At 58.0% G+C, this 18,588-nt stretch carries 16 protein-coding genes and 1 pseudogene; 7 read left to right on the plus strand and 10 right to left on the minus strand.

Translation table 11 applies throughout. The annotated features are described in order from the left end of the window. The first annotated feature begins 91 nt into the window (after positions 1 to 91). Entirely contained in the window at positions 92 to 967 is an 876-nt protein-coding gene (locus ACR0IM_RS05585) for an alpha/beta fold hydrolase (protein ID WP_480681102.1), read from the plus strand. Between the two features lie 4 nt (positions 968 to 971). Here ACR0IM_RS05585 and ACR0IM_RS05590 read toward each other — a convergent pair whose 3' ends face one another. Continuing rightward, complete coding sequence (locus ACR0IM_RS05590) at positions 972 to 1,580, minus strand: carboxymuconolactone decarboxylase family protein (RefSeq protein WP_480595582.1); 609 nt, start codon at positions 1,578 to 1,580, stop codon at positions 972 to 974. Positions 1,581 to 1,708: 128 nt separating this feature from the next. On the opposite strand from ACR0IM_RS05590, the gene ACR0IM_RS05595 reads away from it, so the two are divergent. From ACR0IM_RS05595 to ACR0IM_RS05610, 4 genes are all read left to right on the plus strand, one after another. After that, entirely contained in the window at positions 1,709 to 2,542 is an 834-nt protein-coding gene (locus ACR0IM_RS05595) for a class I SAM-dependent methyltransferase (RefSeq protein ID WP_480681103.1), read from the plus strand. A 161-nt stretch (positions 2,543 to 2,703) separates the two neighbouring features. Further along, positions 2,704 to 4,662: a DNA topoisomerase IV subunit B gene (gene parE / locus ACR0IM_RS05600; RefSeq protein WP_480595584.1), complete on the plus strand. Its 1,959-nt coding sequence runs from the start codon at positions 2,704 to 2,706 to the stop codon at positions 4,660 to 4,662. Continuing rightward, the gene (locus tag ACR0IM_RS05605; RefSeq protein WP_480681104.1) at positions 4,659 to 5,549 is read left to right on the plus strand and encodes a GTP pyrophosphokinase; all 891 of its coding nucleotides are present in this window, start codon (positions 4,659 to 4,661) and stop codon (positions 5,547 to 5,549) included. Before parE ends, ACR0IM_RS05605 begins: the two co-directional genes overlap by 4 nt. Before the next feature lie 395 nt (positions 5,550 to 5,944). Next, positions 5,945 to 6,226 (plus strand): hypothetical protein, encoded by a 282-nt coding sequence (locus ACR0IM_RS05610; RefSeq protein WP_480681106.1) that lies wholly within the window; start codon positions 5,945 to 5,947, stop codon positions 6,224 to 6,226. Between the two features lie 18 nt (positions 6,227 to 6,244). On the opposite strand, the gene ACR0IM_RS05615 is transcribed toward ACR0IM_RS05610, so the two are convergent. From ACR0IM_RS05615 to ACR0IM_RS05655, 9 genes are all read right to left on the minus strand, one after another. After that, positions 6,245 to 7,015, minus strand: coding sequence for an alpha/beta hydrolase (locus ACR0IM_RS05615; protein ID WP_480681107.1), 771 nt, complete (start codon positions 7,013 to 7,015; stop codon positions 6,245 to 6,247). Between the two features lie 58 nt (positions 7,016 to 7,073). Next, the gene (locus ACR0IM_RS05620) at positions 7,074 to 8,219 is read right to left on the minus strand and encodes an iron-containing alcohol dehydrogenase (protein WP_480681109.1); all 1,146 of its coding nucleotides are present in this window, start codon (positions 8,217 to 8,219) and stop codon (positions 7,074 to 7,076) included. A gap of 67 nt (positions 8,220 to 8,286) precedes the next feature. Next, a complete protein-coding gene (locus tag ACR0IM_RS05625) occupies positions 8,287 to 9,669 on the minus strand; it encodes an aldehyde dehydrogenase family protein (RefSeq protein WP_480681111.1) in 1,383 nt (460 codons plus the stop codon). A 91-nt stretch (positions 9,670 to 9,760) separates the two neighbouring features. Next, on the minus strand, positions 9,761 to 11,122 hold the full coding sequence (locus ACR0IM_RS05630) for a glutamine synthetase family protein (protein ID WP_480681112.1): 1,362 nt from the start codon (positions 11,120 to 11,122) through the stop codon (positions 9,761 to 9,763). A 57-nt stretch (positions 11,123 to 11,179) separates the two neighbouring features. Continuing rightward, positions 11,180 to 12,865 (minus strand): Na/Pi cotransporter family protein, encoded by a 1,686-nt coding sequence (locus ACR0IM_RS05635; protein WP_480640806.1) that lies wholly within the window; start codon positions 12,863 to 12,865, stop codon positions 11,180 to 11,182. Positions 12,866 to 13,011: 146 nt separating this feature from the next. Further along, positions 13,012 to 14,046, minus strand: a complete 1,035-nt coding sequence (locus tag ACR0IM_RS05640; RefSeq protein ID WP_480593256.1) for a TRAP transporter substrate-binding protein — start codon at positions 14,044 to 14,046, stop codon at positions 13,012 to 13,014. Positions 14,047 to 14,097: 51 nt separating this feature from the next. Further along, a complete protein-coding gene (locus ACR0IM_RS05645) occupies positions 14,098 to 15,417 on the minus strand; it encodes a TRAP transporter large permease (protein ID WP_480593254.1) in 1,320 nt (439 codons plus the stop codon). Continuing rightward, positions 15,414 to 15,998, minus strand: a complete 585-nt coding sequence (locus ACR0IM_RS05650) for a TRAP transporter small permease subunit (protein ID WP_480681113.1) — start codon at positions 15,996 to 15,998, stop codon at positions 15,414 to 15,416. The genes ACR0IM_RS05645 and ACR0IM_RS05650 overlap by 4 nt, the downstream gene beginning before the upstream one ends. Continuing rightward, positions 15,995 to 16,750 carry an N-formylglutamate amidohydrolase gene (locus tag ACR0IM_RS05655; RefSeq protein ID WP_480681115.1) on the minus strand — a complete coding sequence of 252 codons (756 nt, stop codon included), beginning with the start codon at positions 16,748 to 16,750 and terminating at the stop codon, positions 15,995 to 15,997. Before ACR0IM_RS05655 ends, ACR0IM_RS05650 begins: the two co-directional genes overlap by 4 nt. A 154-nt stretch (positions 16,751 to 16,904) precedes the next feature. Here ACR0IM_RS05655 and ACR0IM_RS05660 point away from each other — a divergent pair, with 154 nt between their 5' ends. After that, positions 16,905 to 17,774 carry a MurR/RpiR family transcriptional regulator gene (locus tag ACR0IM_RS05660; protein ID WP_480593247.1) on the plus strand — a complete coding sequence of 290 codons (870 nt, stop codon included), beginning with the start codon at positions 16,905 to 16,907 and terminating at the stop codon, positions 17,772 to 17,774. 66 nt (positions 17,775 to 17,840) lie between these two features. Continuing rightward, positions 17,841 to 18,587: pseudogene (locus tag ACR0IM_RS05665) on the plus strand (hypothetical protein); the annotation flags it as partial. Position 18,588: the final 1 nt, after the last annotated feature.

Raw genomic sequence — 18,588 nt, forward strand, 5'->3', positions numbered from 1 at the left:
CGACTAGCAGAAGACGCTGTTATTCGCTTTGATTGGCGTCAAATTGATGCGCGAAAAACCCATCAATTCGAGGAGAAAGAGGAAGGTTGCAATGAACACCGACATCATCGACCTGAACGGCCAGTCCTTCTTTCTGCGGCGCTGGGGCGAACCCGACCTGCCGCCTTTGGTGATGTTGCACGGCTTTCCCGAATATGGCGGGGCCTGGAGCGATCTGGCCCTACATCTGGCCAACCATTTTCATTGCATCGCACCGGACCAGCGCGGCTATGGGCAAAGCTGGTGTCCGGACGGGGTTGGCCATTATGCACTGTCGCGACTGGTCTCGGACGTGGCGGCGCTGATTGAACAGTTCGAAGCACCGACCTGCATCTTGGGGCACGATTGGGGTGCCTCAGTGGCCTATGGTCTGGCCATGTTCCACCCGGAGCTGGTCAGCCACCTGATCATCGCAAACGGCGTCCACCCGGGGCCGTTTCAACGCGCCATGGCAGCCGGTGGCGCGCAATCCGAGGCGTCGCAATATATCAACGTCCTGCGCGCGCCAGATGCTGCGTCACACTTCTCGGCTGACAATTTCGCGCGACTCGAACAGTTCTTTCGCTTTGGCATGGGCGTCGATTGGCTGTCGGAGGAACGTATGCAGGACTATCGCTCCGAATGGGCCCGGCCCGGTCGGCTTGAGGCGATGCTGAACTGGTACCGCGCCTCGCCTCTGGTCGTCGCCATACCCGGAGAGCCCCGCACCGATCTGCCCGATTTACCGCTGGACCGCCTGATGGTCCGTTGTCCGCACCTGCTGCTGTGGGGGCCTGACGACAAAGCTCTGCTGCCCGAGGCCACTGCGGGTTTGGAAGAATTCGCACCCGACCTGACCCGCGTCGTAATCCCAGGCACCGACCACTGGCTGCATCATCAGAAACCGAAGGCCGTTGCACAGGCCATTCTGGACTGGCTCGCGGACTAACCGCTTACGAATGCCCCCAATCCTCGGGGTCGTCCGAGTTACTCGGCGACAGGCCCAGAATGTCTCCGTCAGTCGAGCAGCCCAATCCCAGAACCGTCCGGTTCGCATAGGCGAAGTAAGCACAGACCTGATTGATCTCGAGAATCTCGCCGTCATCCCAGCCAGCATCCCGCAGGGCCTGAACATCCGCCTTAACCATTTCCGCCGGAGCTTCGGTAAGCTTGCGTGCATAATTCATCGCCGCGATCTGCGCCTCATCCAACGGAGCGGCGCTCAGAGACCCCGCCTCGATCGCGGTGCGGATAGCATGACCCCGATCCGGGTCTTTCAACAACCGTTGAAGACCGCTGAAATGATGCTCAACACAATACCCGCACTGGTTCAACGAACTGACCCAAACGCCCAGAACCTCAAGAAACCACTTGGGAACCTTGTTGGCGGAATGATGAAGCACGTTCTTGTAAAGCGACATGTGGCCTTCCATCGAATGCGGCCGCAGGGAATGTGCCATCATGATGTTATCAACGTTGTTGCCCGGCCCCGTGACCCGTTCGTAAAGCTTCCGCAGCTTGCCGTTGGCCTGGTTGAACGGAACAGTCTTGATCCAGCTCATACAGTTTCCCTTCTTTTTGTCGCTCCATCCCCACTCCAGTGTCGCCCCGACAATCGACAAGACGAAACTGGATTGGTCAACCATGTCAGGCTAAGCTGACGTAAGGCAAGGGGGAGTATCCGATGGAAATGGCGGAAAAAACGGTCGCGGACTGGTATGCCAATCACCCGATTTCTGCACCGCATATTCTGACAAAGTTAAAGGACATCCGCGGTTCGCTGGATGGTATTAACCCTAAGGAACTCTACCCTTATGATCAGGATCACTATGACGGGCTCGAGGCGAACGCCCGGCTAGCCGACAAGGCCCGGATGAACGCAGGGGACAGTGTTCTGGATGTCTGCGCCGGGCTGTGCGGCCCTGCGCGCTGGTACGCGTCCGAGCGCGGCGTTCAGGTGACTGGTGTCGACATCAGCCCCAACCGAGTCGAAGGCGCGCAAGAGCTGAATACGCTGGTCGGGCTGCAGGATCGGATTCGCCCTGTTCTGGCCAGTGCGATGGATATGCCCCTTGACGATGCGCAGTTCGACGCTGCGGTCAGCCAGGAATCTTTCTTGCACATCCCCGACAAATCGAAAGCCCTGCACGAGGTGTTTCGTGTTCTGCGCCCTGGCGGTCGTTTTGCCTTCACCGATTGGGTGATGCATACGCCTTTGCCAGAAGATGAGATGGAACAATACCGCCAGCGCTTTGCTTGCCAGTCGCTGCTGAGCATTCCTGAATACGAATCCCTGCTCCGGCAAGCTGGATTCGAGATTGTGTCAGCCGACGACATTACCGGGCCGTGGGGAGATATTCTGGCGCGGCGGCTCAGCATGTATCAAACTCTGGATGCCGAGGCCGAACGCGCGGGCAATCCCTCCAAGGGGGGTGACTTCCTAAAAATGTACGCGAAATTTGTCGACGACGTGCAGCAGCGGCGCATCGGCGGTGTGCGCCTGACCGCTGAAAAACCTCAATAAGCCCACGCAAGTCAGCACCGTTATTCCTGTAATCACAGACACGGGGCGGTATGTTTCGCGCGTTCAGCACAGCCAAATGCCCACAACACCTCGCGCCCCTCTTCCCCCGGACCACATCACCTGCCATAATGGGACCCAACCTAAAAACAAGAGCAGCACCGATGCCCGACGATCTGTTGACGCCCAGCGCGACCACCACCTATGACGCCTCCTCGATCGAGGTGCTTGAAGGGCTGGAGCCGGTCCGAAAACGCCCTGGTATGTATATCGGCGGCACCGATGAGCGCGCGTTGCACCATATGGTGGCCGAAATCCTCGACAACTCGATGGACGAGGCCGTCGCTGGACATGCCAACCGGATCGAGGTCGAGCTGCACGCCGATTACGCCCTGACCGTGCGCGACAACGGGCGCGGCATTCCGATCGATCCGCATCCGAAGTTCCCTGACAAATCGGCGCTTGAGGTCATCCTGTGCACCCTGCACGCGGGCGGCAAGTTCTCGGGCAAGGCGTACCAGACCTCGGGCGGTCTGCACGGCGTGGGTGCATCCGTGGTCAACGCTCTGTCGGATTCCATGGTCGTGCAGGTGGCGCGCGACAAGACGCTGTTCGAACAACGCTTCTCGCGCGGCGTTCCTTTGGGTCCGGTCGAGAAAATCGGCGCGGCCCCCAACCGGCGCGGCACTACAGTGACCTTCCACGCGGACGAGGAAATCTTTGGCCATCACCGCTTCAAACCTGCGCGCCTGTTCAAATCCATCCGCTCCAAGGCTTACCTGTTTTCGGGTGTTGAAATCCGCTGGAAATCCCACATCGACGACGGCGAAACCCCGACCGAGGCCAGCTTTCACTTCCCCGGCGGCCTGTCGGATTACCTGAAGGAGACGATGAACGGCTCTTCCACTTATGCCGAGCAGCCCTTCGCCGGCACGGTGGATTTCAATGAGAAATTCAGAACGCCGGGCAAGGTCGAATGGGCGATCAACTGGACGCCCTCGCGTGATGGGTTCATCCAGTCCTACTGTAACACCGTCCCCACGCCTGAAGGCGGAACCCATGTGGCGGGCTTCTGGGCTGCGGTCCTCAAGGGGATCAAGGCCTATGGCGAGCTGATCAATAACAAGAAAGCCGGTCAGATTACCCGCGATGATCTGATCACCGGCGGCTGTGCTCTGGTGTCGTGCTTCATCAGCGAACCGGAATTCGTCGGTCAGACCAAGGACCGTCTGGCCACGGTCGAGGCCCAACGGCTGGTGGAAAACTCGGTCCGCGACCATTTTGACAACTGGCTGGCCGCAGACACGAAATCCGCCGGCGCGATCCTCGACTTCCTCATCCTGAGGGCCGAGGAACGTCTGCGCCGTCGGGCCGAGAAGGAAACACAACGCAAGTCCGCCACTAAGAAACTTCGTCTTCCCGGCAAGCTGGTGGACTGCTCTAGTTCAACACGCGACGGCACGGAATTATTCATCGTCGAGGGCGATTCTGCGGGCGGCTCCGCCAAGATGGGCCGCGACCGCAAGACACAGGCCCTGCTGCCCCTGCGTGGTAAGATCCTGAACGTGCTGGGCGCGGCCAGTTCGAAACTGGGCACCAATGCCGAGATCAATGACCTGACGCAGGCGCTGGGTGTCGGGCTTGGCACCAAGTTCAACGTCGACGATCTGCGCTATGACAAGGTCATCATCATGACCGACGCGGATGTGGACGGGGCGCATATCGCCTCGCTGCTGATGACGTTCTTCTTTACCCAGATGCGGCCGATGATCGACGCGGGCCACCTGTACCTCGCCTGCCCGCCGCTGTATCGCCTGACCCAAGGTGCCAAGCGCGTCTATTGTCTGGACGAGGCCGAGCGCGACGCGTGGCTGGAGAAAGGTCTGGGCGGCAAGGGCAAGATCGACGTCTCCCGCTTCAAGGGTCTGGGTGAGATGGACGCCAAGGACCTCAAAGAGACCACGATGGACCCCGCGTCCCGGAAATTGATCCGGGTCACCATCGACGAGGACGAACCCGGCGAGACCGGCGACCTGGTCGAGCGCCTGATGGGCAAAAAACCCGAACTGCGGTTCCAGTACATTCAGGAGAACGCGCGGTTTGTTGAGGAGTTGGATGTTTGAACAAAATCTCTAGCATTAGTTCCTTAAAAGAATTTGAGAACTATTTAGTGTCCAATGAAAAGGTGTATGATAGATTACGCACCACTGTATTCGGTATTATTACCAGCGAAATATCAAAATCTGGTGTAACACTCCTCCCCATCCAATCGAGATTAAAAGACAAGGATAGTGCGTTATCCAAAATTAAGAGAAAAGGGTATACCAATCCAGTTTCGGAGATGACTGACATTGTCGCATTTCGGCTGAACGTATATCTTGAATCTGATATTGAAAAAGTTGAGAAGATTCTTAGAAACTGCTTTGAAATTGATAATACGAACTCTATCAACAAACGAAATCCCGAAAAAGTCGATTTAGTTGGCTATCGGTCACTACACCTAGTGTGCCGACTCGGCAGTCACAGAATTAAACTTCCTGAGTATAGTGAAATATGCGAACTTCCCTTTGAAGTTCAAGTGAGAACGGCGCTAGAGCATACTTGGGCAGAAATAGAACACAAACAGAATTATAAAAGCCGGATATCTTTGCCAGAACCACTACAGCGGAGATTGAACATAATTTCTGGAGCACTGGAACTAGTCGACCGAGAATTGTCGTCGATCGCGGAAGAAGCCGATGACTACAAACTTAAAATATCTGAAGACATTGAACAAATAGGGGCAGACCGCCTTTCGACGACTTCTCTACACGAGATCGCAAAAAAAGTTACACAGTCACAAAGTATAAAATTAGACCCGCTCCCAAAAGGCGTTGACATTTCAGAATTAGTTAATGAACTGAGCGATTTTGGCGTCATAACGGTATCGGATTTCCAAAATTTAGCCAACTCAGTCTCAAAAAAGTACCTCAATATGCAAGGCCCTCAAACAATCTATGGTTACGTGTGAGACTTAATGATTTTATCAGACTACAAAAAATTCTTTTCTAGTGTTTATTCAGGTCAATTTACGTTCAGCACAACAGACGCAGAATATTACCATAAGATACTTGGAATTGATGATTTTGTTAAACGGGTAGAATATGCGGGGGGAGAAGTTTACGAGGATGAACAGGAAGACTATGAACTTGATTAACATTCGTTGGCGCAAGTGTCTTCATTGAATGCGGTCAACGTACTTTATCAACACGACAGTTGCACCGAAGAACGAAAAGGGCTCCCCCTTGCCTAACCCTTTGATCCCGTTCACACTTACCCTCAATCCGTCATCCAAGAACGACATTTGAGGTTCCGAGCGTCCAAGACCAATTTTTTACGAACACTGATTTCGAACGGGAGGACGACATGAAAACACTAACCCTCGGGCTGGCCTTTGCCCTGCTGGCCACGCAAGCCCCTGCGCAGCAGACGCTCAGCCTTGCATCGCCGATACCTGACGGTGCCGAGTCCCGGTTCTGTTACTACAAGGGCCTGACCTATTCCGAGGACGCCTTTGTTCTGCTGGTCGGCGACAACACCGTCACCAGCACGGTCAGTACGGTGCAAGAACGCCTGCTGCGCTGTCATCGCGACAGTGACGGCACCCTGAAATGGAAACCGCAGAGTACATTTTCGACCAACAACTGACCGTTTGGGGTGGGCGCCCTAGCCCACCTTCTGATCCAGCCAGTCTGCGATCTGCGCGGCCTGTTTTTCCCAGCCGGGCTCCATGAACAGGAAATGCGCGTGATTTTCGACGGGCATGAAGGTCGCGCGGTCTCCGTACAGATCGGCCAATGCACGGCAGGTGTTGGGGTTCACGGCCCGGTCCTCGGTGCCCGAGACGACCAGAACCGGGCAGTCGACCTTGTCGATGTCGACCTTCATCGCGTGGTGGTCGTCGAACATCCAGAAGAACATCTCGAACATCACCCGCCCGCTTTCGGCGCCGAGGCGGTCAAACACCGCGTGCTGCTGTGCCTCAGGCATCTTGTTCAGCGCAAAGGGGGCCATCAGGTCGAACTCGACCCGCATGGGCTGTTTCCAGAACGCCCCACCCTCCATCAGCGCGCGGGGAATAGCGCGTTCGTCATCGGTTTCCGGCAACGTCCCCCATGCGGCGTTCGGGTTGATCAGAACAATGGCGCGGGTCAACCCACGCGAGGCCACTTGCTGCGCCACCACCGCCGCAATGGCATGGCCGAGAAGAACGGGTTTGCTGTCAAGCCCCTGCACGAATTCCGCGATGTCATTGGCGTAATCCATGACGCTGGTATCGGTCAGGCCGGGATCGGGTTCGGCCTTGGGATCGCCGCCATGATAGCGCAGCGCCGGTGTGTGCACCGTCCAGCCGCGGTCGCGGAAGAAGCGTGCGTAATCTTCCATACACCACGGCCCGGCAAAGGCCCCGTGGATCAGTACAATCTCTTTGGTCATGAAAATCTCCCTCACCTCCGATCAGTATGAGAGGTGAGGGATACGTTCGGCAAGCCTGTTACAGTGCGGCTTTGAACAGCGTGGTGAGGTTGTCTTCGGTCAGTTCGATCGGGTTGCCGCCGCAGGACGGGTCGATGATCGCGCCTTTGACCAGTTCGGGGATTGATGCCTCGGTCACGCCCAGATCGGACAGTTTGCGCGGGATGCCGAGCGAGTCGTTGAACCCTTGCACAAAGGCGCGGAAGCCGTCGAAGCCGCCGTTGATGTTCAGATAGGCGGCTGCGGACTGGAACCGGTCCGCGATGGCGGGGGCGTTGAAATCCAGCACCGAGGGCATACAGACCGCGTTTGTGGTGCCGTGATGGGTATTGAAATGCGCACCGACGGGGTGGCTCATCGCGTGGATCGCGCCGAGACCTTTCTGGAACGCGGTCGCGCCCATTGCCGCCGCGCTCATCATCTGAGCGCGCGCTTCGATGTCAGTTCCGTCTGCATATGCACGCGGCAGGTACTCCATGACAAGACGCATCCCCTCCAGCGCGATACCCTGGCTCATTGGATGGTAATGAGGGCTGGAGAACGCTTCGACACAGTGCGCGAACGCATCCAGACCGGTACCTGCCGTAATGAATTTGGGCATCCCCACTGTCAGTTCCGGATCGCAAATCACCACGGTCGGCAACACCTTGGGGTGGAATATGATCTTCTTTGCATGCGTTTCGGAATTGGTGATGACGCTGGCGCGGCCCACCTCTGACCCGGTGCCGGCGGTGGTCGGCACCGCGATAATCGAGGCGATGGCATCGGCGTCCGCTCGGGTCCACCAATCGCCGATATCCTCGAAATCCCAGACGGGGCGCGTCTGACCGGCCATGAAAGCAACCATCTTGCCCAAATCCAGCCCCGAGCCGCCACCGAACGCGATCACCCCATCGTGGCCGCCAGCCTTATAGGCCGCGACACCCGCATCGAGGTTCTTTTCATTCGGGTTCGGGTCCACGTCGCTGAACAATCCCCGGCCCAGACCGGCGGCTTCCATGATGTCCAGTGTCGCGGTAGTGATCGGCAGATCGGCCAGGCCTTTGTCAGTGACCAACAAGGGACGCTTCATCCCGGCTGCTGCGCAGGCTTCGGGCAGTTCCTTGATACGGCCAGCACCAAACTTGATCGCGGTCGGGTAGGACCAGTTTCCAACGAGTGACATGTCAGGTTTCCTTTGTAGTTTTAGGCCTGCTCTGGCGAGGGGGTCTGTCCAGGGCAGGCCAGTGTCCTTAGCCCGTGACCTTTTTCAGGTGGTAGGATTTGGGACGTGTCAGGTTGTGATAGCCGATGACGGACAAACCGCCGCCGCGCCCGGTGTTCTTGCAACCGGTCCAGCAGAGACCGGGGTCAAGGTAGTCGGCGCGGTTCATAAACACGGTGCCGGTCTCGACCTGATCACCTACCCGCGCGGCACGGTCCACATCACGGGTCCAAAGGCTTGCGGTCAGACCAAACTCGCTGTCATTCATCAACGCGATGGCTTCCTCGTCCGAGGACACTTTCATGATGCCCACGACCGGACCAAAGCTCTCATCCCGCATCACACGCATTTCATGGGTCACATTGGTCAGGATCTGCGGCGTCAGGTAAGCACCGCCATCATCCTCTGGGAATGTCTCGATATGGGACACTGCTCCGGCTACGACAGCCTCGGCAATCTGCGCACGCACCTCGTCGGCAAACCGAACATTGGCCATCGGGCCGATCGTCGTCTCAGCGTCCAGAGGGTTGCCCAGTTTGTACCCCTTCACGACTTCAACTGCCTTGGTGACGAAATCGTCATAGAGGCTTTCGTGAACGTAAATCCGCTCGATCCCGCAGCAGCACTGACCCGAGTTGAACATGGCCCCGTCGATCAGCGTATCCACGGCGGCGTCCAGATCGGCGTCATCCATCACATAGCCGGGGTCCTTGCCGCCCAACTCGGTCCCAACGCCGGTAAAGGTGCCTGCCGCAGCGCGCTCCATCGCCTGACCGCCGCCGACCGATCCGGTGAAGTTCACGAAATCGAACGCATTGCCTGCGATCAGGTCATTGGTCACGTCGTGGCTCAGGAACACGTTCTGGAACACGTCCTCTGGCACACCTGCCGAATGGAAGGCTTGCGCCATCCGCTCGCCCACCAGCAGGGTTTGCGTGGCGTGTTTCAGGATCACCGTATTGCCAGCAATCAGCGCCGGAGCCACCGTGTTGATCGCGGTCATGTAGGGGTAATTCCAAGGCGCCACCACAAACACAACCCCATGAGGGATGCGCTTGATATAGCGCTTGAATGTCTCATCCTCGCCCACCGCGATATCGACCAGCGAAGCCTCGGCAATCTCAGCCATATGGCTGGCGCGCTCGTTGAACCCGCCGAACTCTCCGCCATAGCGTATCGGGCGGCCCATCATATGCGCCAGTTCGGGGACGATCTCGTCGTTCATCGCTCCCACTGCGGCCACGCCCGCCATCACAAGATCAATTCTCTCCTGCAATGGCCGCGCCGCCCAAACCGACTGCGCCGCACGCGCCCGGCTTGCAACCTCAAACGCCGCGTCCCGAGACAACACCTCCCGCTCCGCAAAAACCGATCCATCAATCGGTGAGACACATTTCAATATCTGCCCCATATCCACTCCATTTCCGAAGGAAACAGGATCCCCTGCTTCATCTGGCCAAAAATATCTCGGGGGTCTGGGGGCAGAGCCCCCAGCCAGCCCTCTAAGCCCGCTCGAACCCGCGAGCGATTTCCCAATCCGTCACCACACGCTCGAACTCCTCGATCTCGACCTCTGCCGCCCGTGCGTAGTGATCGACAACCTCATCGCCCATCGCAGCCCGCAACATCGCCGAGCTAAGCAGCGCCTCCCGTGCCGCGCGCAGGTTGCCGGGGATCATGCCCGTGTCGCCCTGATAGACATCACCCGTGGTTGGTGGTTGCAATTCCAGCCCCTCTTCGATGCCGGCAATCCCTGCAGCCAGCATCCCGGCCATAGCAAGATAGGGGTTCATGTCCGATCCGGGAATCCGGCACTCGACCCGGACCGCCTTGGTCCCATCCCCGCACAGGCGGAACCCTGCGGTGCGGTTGTCCACCGACCAAATGATCCGCGTTGGCGCGAAGGTGCCCTTCATGAACCGCTTGTAGCTGTTGATGTAGGGCGCCATGAAATAGGTGTAGTCGGCAGCGTATTTCAGCAGGCCCGCCATATAGCTTTTCATAACAGCCGACATGCCCAGCTCATCCTCTGCGTTATAGAACGCAGGCTTGCCGTCCGCCCACAGCGACTGGTGCACGTGCGAGGAACTGCCCACCTTGTCATGATGCCATTTCGGCAGGAAGGTCGCTGCGTGGCCATGCTGCCAGGCGATCTCCTTCACCGCGTTCTTGGCGATCGAGTGGTACTCGGCCGTCTCCATCGCACCAGCGTATTTTATGTTCAGCTCTTCCTGCCCGGTTTCGGCCTCACCCTTTGAGTTTTCAACCGGAATACCCGCATTCCACAGATGATTGCGTATCGGGCGCATCACATGCTCTTCCTTGGTGGTCTGCAGGATGTGATAGTCTTCATTGTAACCCGAGATCGGCTCCAGATCACGGAAGCCTTCCTTGCGGATCTGGTCAAAGCTCTTCTCGAACAGAAAAAACTCCAGCTCGGTCGCGCACATCGCGTCATAGCCCATGGCCTTCAAGCGGCTGACCTGCTTCTTCAGGATCGAGCGCGGCGCATGGGGCACTTCTTTGTGTGTGTGATGGTCCAACACGTCACACATCACCATCGCGGTGCCTTCCAGCCACGGCAACGGGCGCAGAGTACTGAGGTCCGGCTTCATGACATAGTCACCATAGCCCCGCTCCCAGCTGGTCGCCGCATAGCCGTCCGGGGTTGCCATCTCAAGATCGGTGGCCAGCAGGTAATTGCAGCAATGGGTTTCTTGCCAAGCGCCCGCCACGAAATGTCCGGCGTGGAACCGTTTACCCATCAAACGCCCCTGCATGTCGACCATGCAGACCAGCACGGTATCCACCTCGCCTGCGTCAACCTTGACTTTCAGGTCGTCCAAACGCCCTTCTTTGCCCATCCCGTTCTTCCTTTGTCACCCTCCGAGACCTCGGTCTCGTGCTCCCTTTCACGGCCCTTAATCGTCGGCCGCGTTCTTTTCCATTTCCATCACCAGACGCGTCTCCAGAACCTGCCCGCTCTTGTAGAGGATCGGATAGGCTACCGCGGCGACATGTCCGTGCAGCTCGCGCATGGCACGCAGCGTTTCAAGATGTAGATCGCTGGACTGGAAGCTCTCGGTCTGCCCCCGCTCAAGCCGTTTCAGATGTGCCTTGCGGCTTTGGCGCGACATCCGTTTGACCTCGGCCTTGTCCAACACCAACCGGCGGGCGCAGTCCATGTCATCGACCAGCAGCACGTGGCGGGCCAGAGAGAAGCTCTCCAGAATGGCCGCGTGCAGATCCTTCAGTTCCTTCCAGCCCTGCGTCGAAAACTCGGTACGCTCGGTGTGTTTAATCTGCGCCGTGCGGGTCATGCGGTTCGAAACCACGTCGCCTGCCGCCTCAAGCCGGATCGCGTATTCCACCAGACCGCGCGCCGCCTTGATCTGCGCCTTGCTCATGTTCTGGCGCGGCATGCGCGCGACAAAGCGGCGGATTTCGGTGAGTTGCGCGTTCACCCTCTCATCCTGCTGCCACAGGGCCGAGATGGCGTCGCTGTCGTCCTGTTCATAGATATCCAACACTGGGCGAAACATGCGTTCGACCTGCGTGACCATCTGCAACAGTTCATGCCGGACCGAAGACATCGCGACGCTTGCACGGGATGCGCTGGGATCACCCAGCGGGCTGAGCGCGTCCGTGAACTGATCCATCGCGTTTGCCTCGACTTTCGATTCCGGCAGCAGCAAGGCCATCGGGCGTTCCATCCAATTCACAAAACCGGTGGCCAGCACAAAAACAGTCAGGTTGAACCCGATATGGGCCAGGATCAGCGACTGCCCTGCCCCGGCAATCATCAACGCCTCATGCGCGCCGCTGACGTTGACCGCGATCAGCATCAGCAGCGCCGCGCTGCCCCGCAGAAGCAGGTTGGCCCACGGGATGCGCCGAGCCGTGATGGTCATGTCACGCGTCAGCCAGATCGGAATAAAGGCCGAACCCAGGTTAGCGCCCAGCACCAGCGAGAGCCCAGCGGCAAAAGGGATGGCTCCGATCTGGACCAGCGTCACACACATCAGGATCGTCGCGACCGAGCTATGCATGACAAAAGCCAGGACCGCACCCACGATGAAGGCGCTGAAGTAATCGCTTTCCAGATACCCTGCGATGGCTGGCAAAAAGGCGCTTTCCCGGATCGGATCGACCGCATCGCGCAGAAACTGCAGTGAAACCAGAATGAAGGCGATGCCCAGAACGATCCGCCCGATCAGCCGCACATTGGCCCTGTCGGACTTGAGGTAGAGCCACCCGCCCAGCGCCAGCAGCACCGGTTGCAGCCACCCCAGATCGTAAGACAGCACCTGAATGACAAGGGCCGCACCCAGATCGGCGCCTAGCACCCCGGCCAGCGCAAGGCCAAAGCTCACCATCCCCGCCGCGGCAAATCCGGTCAGCAGAACTGTTACTGCGGCCGAGCTTTGCAGGATCGTAGCCAGAACCATGCCAGCTCCGCCTGCAACAAAAGTGTTCGAGTGGCGCGTCAAGATCGACTGAAACAGTGCACCAAAACGCCGTTCGATCCCCGTGCGCACCAACCGCACGGCAAACAGCAGCAACATCGTTGCTGCGAAAATCTCGATCAAGAACCCTGCGATAGCCATCTGTTCACACTCCGCTGGCCCGGGTCGCACAGTCGGGCGCCCGGTGTTTTATTGTCTGCTTTTGAACGGATGCTAACATTCGCAGTATCGTTTCCTGTGGTCCAATTCCGGCGCGTGGTACCGCTAACGCGCCGGAATTGCGTCATTTAGCTATAGCGATAGGGCCGTCCGGCCTTGAGCATTTCGGCATTATAGCGCTTGAAGATATCCACAACCTTCGCCTTGGTTTCGGACTCGGCAGCGATTTCATCCCAGAACTTGACCGCAGCTTCCTCGACCGTTGCCCATTCCTCGTCCGGGATGGTGGTCAGCTGCATCTTGGTGCCGTTCACACGAAGATTGGCCTCTCCGCCCCAATACCACCACTGACGATAGTAGTGCGACTGGTCGCAGCAAACCTTGAACAGGGTCTGCAGGTCCTCGGGCAATTCGTTCCAGCGGTCCATATTGGCAAAGAAGTGACCTGCCCAGGCACCCGAGATGTTGTTGGTCAGGAAGTAATTTGTCACATCAGCCCACCCAACGGTGTAATCCTCGGTGATGCCCGACCATGCGATACCGTCCAACTCGCCCGTTTGCACCGCGACCTCGATGTCTTCCCACGGCAGGGTGACGGGCACGACGCCGAATTGCGACAGGAACCGGCCCGCCGTCGGGAAGGTAAAGACGCGCTTACCCTGCAGGTCCGCGAGGCTGTTGATCGGGTCCTTGGTGGCAAAGTGGCATGGGTCCCAAGCACCGGCGCTGATGTGTTTCACGCCGACCTTCGAGTATTCCTCGTCCCAGATCTCGTTCAGGCCCCACTGGTTGAACAGGACCGGCACGTCCAGCGAATAGCGCGAGGCAAAGGGGAAGTATCCACCGAAAACGGTAACTTCGGTGGGCGAGGCCATCGAGTCATCGTCCGACTGTACAGCATCGATCGTGCCTTTCTGCATGGCGCGGAACAGCTCTCCGGTCGGGACCAGCTGGTCGGAATAGAACAGCTCGATCTGCATCCGGTCGCCAGCGATCTGGTTGAACATCTTGATCGCCGGATCGATTACGTGTTCGGCCAGCGCGGGCCCTGCATAGGTCTGCATCCGCCATGTTATCGTGCCTTGCGCCAGCGCGGGCGTGGCCAGCGGTGCGGCGGCGACGCCCACCCCGGCGGTCTTCAGAAACTTACGTCTTGTCGTCATGTCAATTTCCTCTCCGTTGAAGTTTGCGTGCCCATTCTGCGGGCATTCTTGTTAATTCCCATAAACATAACCGGGCAGCCAAAGCGCGATTTCCGGAAATGCCATTATAATAATCAGGGCCAGCACCATCACACCGACAAACGGAATGATCGATTGGTAGATGTCCTTCAGCCCGATCTCTGGCGGTGCCATCGCGCGCATCAGGAACAGGTTGTAGCCGAAAGGCGGCGTCATATAGGCGATCTGCGTGGTGATCGTATACAGCACCCCGTACCAGATCAGGTCAAAACCCAGCGCACCAACCAAGGGCACATAAAGCGGCGCCACGATCACCAGCATCGCGGTGTCATCCAGAAAGGTGCCCATGACAATAAAGCTGAGCTGCATCAGCACCAGGATCATCCAGGGCGACAGGCCCAGTTGTTCGGTGAACAGGTTCTCGATGGCCTTCACCGCGCCCAATCCGTCGAACACGGCACCAAAGCCCAGCGCGGCGAGGATGATCCACATGAACATGCAGGAGATCGCCAGCGTCTGCTTCGTGCAATCCTCGAATATCTTCCACGTCATCCGGCGTTTGAGCACTGAGACGACCAATGCCGTCAGCGCCCCTATGGCCGAGCTTTCCACCAGCGAGGTCCAACCGTTCACAAACGGCACCATCATAGCAGCAAAGATGATCAGCGGTAGCGCCCCGGCCCCCAGCAACCGGATTTTCTCGGACCACGGCACCTCGTGGGCGTCTTCCATTGCAGGGCCGAGTTCCGGCTGAATGCGGCAGCGAATCCAGATATAAAGGATGAAGAGACCTGCCATCAGCAGACCCGGCAGGATACCTGCCAACCACAACTGCCCGACTGGCTGCCGCGCGATCATCGCATAAAGTACAAGCACTACAGACGGCGGCACGAGAATACCGAGACTTGATCCCGCCTGAATGACCCCGGTCACCATCGTCTTGTCATAACCACGCCGCAGAAGTTCCGGCAGCGCGATGGTTGCACCGATGGCCATCCCGGCAACGCTCAGGCCGTTCATGGCCGAAACCAGCACCATCAGCCCGATGGTACCAATCGCCAAGCCACCATTCACCGGCCCCATCCACACGTGGAACATGCGATAAAGATCATCAGCCAGACGGCTTTCACTCAGCACGTAGCCCATGAAAATGAACATCGGCAGCGTCAGTAGCGGGTACCACTTCATCAGCTTCATTGCGGCCGAGAACGTGATATCCTGCCCGCCCGTTCCCCACAGCGCCAACGCGGCGATAGTGGCAACCGCACCGATCGCGCCAAAGACGCGCTGGCCGGTGAACAGCATCAGCATCATTAGCGCGAACATGAAGATGGCGATAAATTCCTGGCTCATGCCCGGCTCACCCCGATTTCCTGCCCGTTGATCCGGGCTATGTCTTTGAAGAATTCCGAAATAGCCTGCAGCAACATCAGGAAAAAGCCGAACACCATGATGGCCTTGATCGGCCAGATGTAAGGTCGCCACGCGGTCGAGGACCGCTCCAGACGTCCGATCTCTTCACTGCCGGTCACCAGACCTACGAAATATGAGACCGGCTCATCCCCCCAATAGCCAAGACTGTACGCTGTCGATCCCAGCCCGCCATAGAGCAGCACACTCAGGTACAGGATCAGCAACAGCACGGTGAAGGCGTCGAACCATGCTTTCTTAAGCGGGCTCCAGTTGTGATAGAACAGGTCCATCCGCACGTTCGAGCCCAGCTGGATCGAATATGGTCCGCCGACGATGTAATAGGTCACCATCGCAAACTGCGCCATTTCCAGCGTCCAACGCGATGGCAGAAAAAACGTTTTCGAGATCGAGGACCACAACAGGATCCCCATCATCACGAACAGCCCCCACATCATCACCCGGCCAATCCGGTAGTTGATCGCATCAACTACCCGTACATATGACGCCATCGCCTTGATCACACAGCACCCCCTTCGCCAAACCCGGCAAGAGTGCGGTCGATCCACAGCGCCAGGTGTTCAGCCATGGCCTGCTGCTGCTGTGGCATTCCGATCAGATCATTTCGAATCTCGATCATGACGTTCAGCAATCCATTTGGATAAGCCTGCACATCCAACGTGTGGGCCACCCCATCTTTGGCGGAATACGGTTCGTTCAGACGCGTCTCAAAAGATGGCTGCGTGGGAACCGCCCCCATCATCGCCAAGGCAAAGCGGTCGTCGCGACCGTGCAGGATGCCCAGCTCAACCGAACGTTGGAGGCCATGGTAGACTGGGGTGAAACTGTGCACCGTCACCAACAGGTTCAACGACGGGCAGTGTTGCTCAATTTGTCCCGACACAGCCTGCGTGAAGGGAAGATAGATATTCTCGACCCGTGTTTGACGCTCCTTCAGCGTCATCCGGGCATTCGCGGGAATGTCATAGTGTTCACTTTTGACCGGCATGGCGCCTGCGGCTTCGGGCGGGCGGTTACAGTCGTAGACCAGACGGGAGATGCCGCCGCGAACTAACGGCGCGGACATCAATCCTGCCATCTGCTGCGCGACAGCCAAAGCGCCGGGGTCCCAAGCGATGTGGCTTTCCCGCGCCTCAGCCGTCAGACCCATGTCCCCCAAAAACGCTGGAATACGGTTCGAGGCGTGCTCGCACACTAGCAACACCGAAGGTGCGCCATCCACTGCGTCTGTATGAACAACTGTTCCGAAGTCCAATGTGCTGCCCTGCGATTCCGTGAAAGTAGTTTGTGGAAAAATTTCCACACGATGCATTCACCTGTCAATATTTTTCCTGTACAAATTTAAACGGAGCAGGTTGTGCTGAAAAATTCTGCACAGACCGCCATTTCTGACGCAGGAGGACCCACAGGTGCGGGTAACAGACAGGCTGCTGGCCCATCGAGACGAAATGACCCCGTCTGAAAGGCAACTGATAAGCGTCCTGCTGGATGACTACCCTATGGCCGGTCTTGGCAGCATTACCGAACTGGCCAGCGCGGCCTCGGTCTCGACCACAACCGTCGCTCGGATGCTGCAAAAGACCGGGTTTGGTGGCTATCCGCAGTTTCAGACGGCCCTGCGGGGTGAGGTCAAGGAGATGATCTCGGGACCCGCAGCCAAGCGCGATGTCTGGCAGAACGATCTGCCCGAGGGGCATATCCTGAACCGCTATTCCCAGCAGGCGTTGGCCAACCAGAAACGCACTATTGATGAGGTCGACCCGGCAGAGTTTGACCGTTTCTGTACTCTGCTCTGTGATCCCAACCGGCGTATTTTCATTACCGGAGGCCGCATCACCGGCGCGCTGGCCCAGTACCTCTATCTGCACATGCAGATGATCCGCCCCGATGTGCGGATGCTGCCCTTTGCGGCATCTTGGACCCATGATTTGCTGGATGTTCGCAAGGATGACGTGCTCATCGCGCTGGATGTGCGGCGCTATGAGAATTCGACCATGCTGATCGGGCAACTCTGTCAGGAGCGTCAGGCCGAGATAGTCCTGTTCACCGATCAATGGCGTTCCCCCATTCACAGACTGGCCAAACATACCTTTGCCGCACGCATCGCTGTCCCATCGGCGTGGGATTCGATGGCGGCGCTCATGGTCCTGATGGAATGCGTAATCGCCGAGGTGCAGGAACGCCTGTGGAACTCGGTCAAGGACCGCACCGCCGAGCTTGAACAAGCCTTTGACCGCACCAAGCTGTTCCGGAAATTCGGTCAAAGCTCAGGCTCTTAAGCGAAAACGGAACAACTGCGCGTGAGGAGTGTTGCCAGCACGCTGGCAGGTGGTCACTTTGGGGTCATGACTTTTGTAACCGAAAACCAGTTGCCGCTGCTGATCCTTTTCTTTCTGATCGGATCGATTGGCACCGCGTTTCTGTTTCGCAAGCCGGCAGGGCACCGGGCGTGGAAACTGGCGGATCTGGTCTGGGTCGTTCTGGGTGGTATCGGGGCGCTGGTGGCGGTTCTAGCCGGTCTTTACACCTCAGACAGCTCGCGATTGGACCGGCAGATCGACGTGGCCTATGCGGCCACGCTGGCTTTTGACCGCGACGCTGCTCGGTTCAGGTTGCGGTTCTGCGATCCGGCCTATGACCCGGACACCGCTGTATTGTGTGACAGGGTCGAGTTCCTGTCCGCCTCAACCGCCAGCAATGCCGACCTGCCCTTGTTCATCGCCGTGACCAATGAGGTCGCCCCGTTGCAAGGGCTGCATTTCCTGTTCGGGCGGCAGGAAAAGGACGAGATAGACCAGATGGCAGCCAAGGCAGACGCGTTCAATATCGACCAGTTTCTGGTCTTCACCACGCTGGACGACAAAACTCAGACCGCCATCGACAGTATGCGCCGCAAGGTGCCCGCGATTGCCGGGGACTACCTGATCCTGGCCCAAAGCTATGATGATCTGGTCGAACAGGTCGGCAAGCTGAAAGACGAGTGGGAGTATCTTCAGGCCAACGCCCATATTCTGGTGCTGCAGATCATTGCCCTGTGTCTGGTCAGCTTTGCCGCGCCGTTCCGTCTGGGTAAATCCGTGGTCGAGCTGCGAA

It is taken from the genome of Ruegeria sp. BF6 (assembly GCF_056538665.1).

Bases quoted from the DNA above. Each gene is read 5' to 3' on its own strand.
- ACR0IM_RS05585 (WP_480681102.1), top strand. From the start codon at position 92: ATGAACACCGACATCATCGACCTGAACGGCCAGTCCTTCTTTCTGCGG.
- ACR0IM_RS05620 (WP_480681109.1), bottom strand. From the start codon at position 8,219: ATGTCACTCGTTGGAAACTGGTCCTACCCGACCGCGATCAAGTTTGGT.
- ACR0IM_RS05630 (WP_480681112.1), bottom strand. From the start codon at position 11,122: ATGGGCAAAGAAGGGCGTTTGGACGACCTGAAAGTCAAGGTTGACGCA.
- ACR0IM_RS05625 (WP_480681111.1), bottom strand. From the start codon at position 9,669: ATGGGGCAGATATTGAAATGTGTCTCACCGATTGATGGATCGGTTTTT.
- parE (WP_480595584.1), top strand. From the start codon at position 2,704: ATGCCCGACGATCTGTTGACGCCCAGCGCGACCACCACCTATGACGCC.
- ACR0IM_RS05615 (WP_480681107.1), bottom strand. From the start codon at position 7,015: ATGACCAAAGAGATTGTACTGATCCACGGGGCCTTTGCCGGGCCGTGG.
- ACR0IM_RS05640 (WP_480593256.1), bottom strand. From the start codon at position 14,046: ATGACGACAAGACGTAAGTTTCTGAAGACCGCCGGGGTGGGCGTCGCC.
- ACR0IM_RS05645 (WP_480593254.1), bottom strand. From the start codon at position 15,417: ATGAGCCAGGAATTTATCGCCATCTTCATGTTCGCGCTAATGATGCTG.
- ACR0IM_RS05595 (WP_480681103.1), top strand. From the start codon at position 1,709: ATGGCGGAAAAAACGGTCGCGGACTGGTATGCCAATCACCCGATTTCT.
- ACR0IM_RS05590 (WP_480595582.1), bottom strand. From the start codon at position 1,580: ATGAGCTGGATCAAGACTGTTCCGTTCAACCAGGCCAACGGCAAGCTG.
- ACR0IM_RS05635 (WP_480640806.1), bottom strand. From the start codon at position 12,865: ATGGCTATCGCAGGGTTCTTGATCGAGATTTTCGCAGCAACGATGTTG.
- ACR0IM_RS05610 (WP_480681106.1), top strand. From the start codon at position 5,945: ATGAAAACACTAACCCTCGGGCTGGCCTTTGCCCTGCTGGCCACGCAA.